The sequence below is a fragment of the Mesorhizobium sp. M1A.F.Ca.IN.020.04.1.1 genome, from assembly GCF_003997315.1.
Classification (GTDB): Bacteria; Pseudomonadota; Alphaproteobacteria; order Rhizobiales; family Rhizobiaceae; genus Mesorhizobium.
The window spans coordinates 1-3,552 of the sequence record NZ_RZSN01000309.1 but is presented as its reverse complement, the minus strand read 5'-3'; the positions used below and the strand labels follow the sequence as shown (position 1 = coordinate 3,552).

General features: G+C 63.2%; 3 protein-coding genes and 2 pseudogenes. 2 read left to right on the top strand and 3 right to left on the bottom strand.

The window, feature by feature from the left end; all coding sequences use genetic code 11:
- On the bottom strand, positions 1-880 hold an 880-nt coding region (locus EOA49_RS31050; RefSeq protein ID WP_164749352.1), incomplete at its 3' end, for a substrate-binding domain-containing protein.
- Between the two features lie 451 nt (positions 881-1,331).
- Here EOA49_RS31050 and EOA49_RS31045 point away from each other — a divergent pair.
- Together EOA49_RS31045 and EOA49_RS31040 are read left to right on the top strand one after the other, a co-directional pair.
- On the top strand, positions 1,332-2,075 hold the full coding sequence (locus EOA49_RS31045) for an ATP-binding cassette domain-containing protein (protein ID WP_095802345.1): 744 nt from the start codon (positions 1,332-1,334) through the stop codon (positions 2,073-2,075).
- A 41-nt stretch (positions 2,076-2,116) separates the two neighbouring features.
- A complete protein-coding gene (locus EOA49_RS31040) occupies positions 2,117-3,115 on the top strand; it encodes an ABC transporter permease (RefSeq protein ID WP_066992267.1) in 999 nt (332 codons plus the stop codon).
- 120 nt (positions 3,116-3,235) lie between these two features.
- Here EOA49_RS31040 and EOA49_RS33850 read toward each other — a convergent pair.
- Positions 3,236-3,334 (bottom strand): annotated as a pseudogene (locus EOA49_RS33850) (amidohydrolase); the annotation flags it as partial.
- A 5-nt stretch (positions 3,335-3,339) separates the two neighbouring features.
- Positions 3,340-3,552 (bottom strand): annotated as a pseudogene (locus tag EOA49_RS31030) (MFS transporter); the annotation flags it as partial.

Sequence of the window (3,552 nt, the reverse complement as noted above, 5' to 3'; positions counted from 1 at the left end):
GCCCTATCGCGACCTGTTCAAGCCGCTGGCCGACCAGTGCGGTCACAAGGCCCTCCCTGGCGATAGCCACCTCGTCGCCGATCGTGTCGGCGGCGCCGATGACGAACTCGTTCTTGGCGATCTTGTCGGCCAGCGGCTTGAACAGGTCGCGATAGGGCTGCGGAGCGCCGAACAGCGGCCAGCCGCCCATGATGCCGAAAGCGTCGAGCTTCGGATTGGCGGCCAGGATGTCTGTCATCGCCTGCACGCCCTTGGCGCCGTCGTCATTGGTGAACACCGGGCAACCCGCCACTTCCGTCCAGCCGCCTTCGCCGGCGAGCGCCGGCAGGCCTTCCTTGCCCGACAGCGCATCGCGCATGCCCTGCGCGCGGCGCAGGATGTTGTCGGCGGCCGGATTGCCCTCGATCGTGCAGATCGTGCCGCCATTCGGCTTGGCCTTCTTGATGTATTCGCCGATCCGCTTGCCCATCAGATAGTTGTCGGTGCCGAGATAGGTCTTGCGAAGCGCGGCGTCTTCCTTGGCAAGATCGGCATCGACCGTCATGATCGGGATCGACGGATTGGCGCTCTTGATCGTCTGCGCGATCAGCGGCGCGTTGGACGGCGAGATCGCCATCGCGGCCGTGTCCGGCTTGCTCAGCATGTCCTGCACGATCTGGGCTTCGCCGGCCTCGTCCGAGGTCGATGCCGGGCCGGTGTAGAAGCATTCATATTCGGAGCTGGCGTTCTCCTTGTTCCACTTCTCGCAGCCCTGATGGATGGCTTCGAAGAAAGGGTTGTCGAGGCCCTTTACGACAATGACGAGCTGTTTCTTGGCCAAAGCCGGCCCGGCGCCCAGCGCCATGGCGGCGACGGCGGCGAGCAAAAGTGATTTCCTCATATCAGTCCTCCCTTGAAAACAGACGGACACGACGTGCCCGCCACACCGATCGGCCCGGATGCAAGCAACACGCGGAATAGGCTCGAAAGTTCGTGTCTCAAGCCGGGCCGACAAGCATTTGCCGATCCGTTCCAGCTCGAATGGGCGCCGGCCGGATCCTGAATCTCGCCCACCGCGTCACGCCGAGCAGCGATTTCGCGACGGAAAAATTCTTCCTCCAATGCTAGCTAATAACGGCTCGCTGCCAACGTCAATTGCTATTTGTCCTACAAAACCGATTTTTCAACGGGACTCGAAATTAATCGCCCGACAATTGATTGACGCCCATGGCCGCATTTGCCTAAATGAGTCTATCGCACCTGCTCGGGAGGAGTTGGAGGCGCGAGGCCCCTGCGGCGCCGGCAATTATGGCAAGGCAGTCGAGGGACGAAAACGGGGAGGCTTAAGGCTGGTGTCGGTTCTCGAACTCGCCAATATCTCGAAGCATTTCGGCGCCATCCAGGCGGTGAACGACGTCTCGTTCAAGCTCGAGGCCGGCGAGGTCGTCGGCCTGATGGGCGACAACGGCGCCGGCAAGTCGACGCTGGTCAAGATGATCGCCGGCAATTTCCGCCCCAGCCACGGCACGATGCATATGGACGGCAAGGAGTTGATCCTGCACAAGCCGGCCGAGGCCCGCCAGCACGGCATCGAGATCGTCCATCAGGACCTGGCGCTTTGCAACAATCTGACGGCCGCCGCCAATGTCTATCTCGGCCGGGAACTGCGCCGCGGCATCGGCCCCTTCCGCATTCTCGATTATGCCGCGATGTACAAGCGCGCCGGCCAGCTCTTTGCCGAACTGAAATCCGAGACGCGGCCGCGCGACCTCGTCAAGCAGATGTCTGGCGGCCAGCGCCAGGCGGTGGCGATCGCCCGCACCATGTTGTCGCAAGCCAAGATCGTGCTGATGGACGAGCCGACGGCGGCGATCTCGGTCAGGCAGGTCGCGGAGGTACTGAACCTGATCCGCCATCTGCGTGACCAGGGCATCGCCGTCGTGCTGATCAGCCACCGCATGCCCGACGTCTTCGATGTCGCCGACCGCGTCATCGTCATGCGGCGCGGCAGGAAAGTCGCCGACAAGAAGATCGCCTCGAGCTCGCCCGAGGAAGTCACCGGGCTGATCACCGGCGCCATCGAACAGGTTGCGTAATCGCGTGGATCGGGCGTCCAACGCCTCAGGAAAGGTCGATAATGGCAGTCACCCTTGACCAGACGATCGCGCAGAAGCAGCACACATTCTTCTCACGGCTCTTTGCCAACCAGACCTTCTGGGTGGTGATCGCGGTTATCCTCGCCTGCCTGTTCCTGTCCTTCGCGACCGACGCTTTCGCCACGCAGAAGAACCTCTTCAACATCACCCGCAACATCACCTTCGTCGCCATCGTGGCGCTCGGCATGACTTTCGTCATCATCACCGGCGGCATCGACCTGTCGGTCGGCTCGGTGCTGTGCCTGTGCTCGATGGTGCTGGCCGTCACCATGCATGCCGGCTATTCGATCGAAATCGGCATCCTGGCCTCGATCGTCACCGCTTTAGCCATCGGCGCCTTCAACGGGGTGCTCATCGCCTATCTCGGTTTCCCACCCTTCGTGGTGACGCTCGGCATGCTGTCGGTGGCGCGCAGCCTCGCCATGGTCGCCTCCAACAACACCGTCGTCTTCCAGTTCGGGCCGGACCACGACAAGCTTCTGGCGCTGGGCGGCGGCGCCTGGGTGTTCGGCATCGCCAATCCGGTGCTCTACATGATCCTTTTGGCGTTGATCACCGGCTTCATCCTGCGCTGGACCAAGTTCGGCCGGCATATCTTCGCCATCGGCGGCAATGAGCATGCGGCCACGCTGACCGGTGTTCCGGTGCGCCAGATCAAGGTCGCAGTCTACATGATCTCGGCGCTCTCGGCCGGTCTCGCCGGCATCATCCAGACCGGCTGGCTCGGCGCCGTCACCACCAATCTCGGCAACGGCATGGAGCTGCAGGTGATTGCCGCGACCGTCATCGGCGGCGCCGACCTCGCCGGCGGCGTCGGCACCGCGTTCGGCGCCATCGTCGGCGCCGCCCTGATCGAGGTCATCCGCAACAGCCTCGGCCTGCTCGGCATCAACGCCTTTTGGCAAGGCACTTTCATCGGGGGCGCGATCATCCTGGCGGTGCTGTTCGACCGCATCCGTAATTTTAGGCGCAGCGATTAGAAAGCAAACCTTCCCTTCTCCCTTCTTGTGGAGAAGGGGAGACCCCTGCTCAGTCTGAAAATCCGCCCAGCTGGTCGGTGCGGAGCGGTCGTCATTCCTCCACGCCTTGACGGGGCCAGAGGCGATGAGCTCCGGGTCATTGCGATGCACAAAAGTGCCGAGCCCCGACAGTTTGCCGTTCGGTGCCGCCGCGGGCGTGCGCAGGCCGGCCTTCCAAGCCCATTTCAGTCCCGCCCGGTATGGCCTGAGACCTCTGCACCCGCACTGGCCGGCAGGGTCAGGAAACGCAGCGCTGCCACCAGCCCGATCAGGCCGATCGCGAAAAAGGCGATCCTGAAGTCTATTAGGTTGGGCGCCGCGCCGCTGCGCACGATCTGCGACAGGTTGAGGATCGCCGCGGCCACGGCCACGCCAAACAGCATCGCCACCTGCTGCAG

Bases quoted from the DNA above. Each gene is read 5' to 3' on its own strand.
- EOA49_RS31040 (WP_066992267.1), top strand. From the start codon at position 2,117: ATGGCAGTCACCCTTGACCAGACGATCGCGCAGAAGCAGCACACATTC.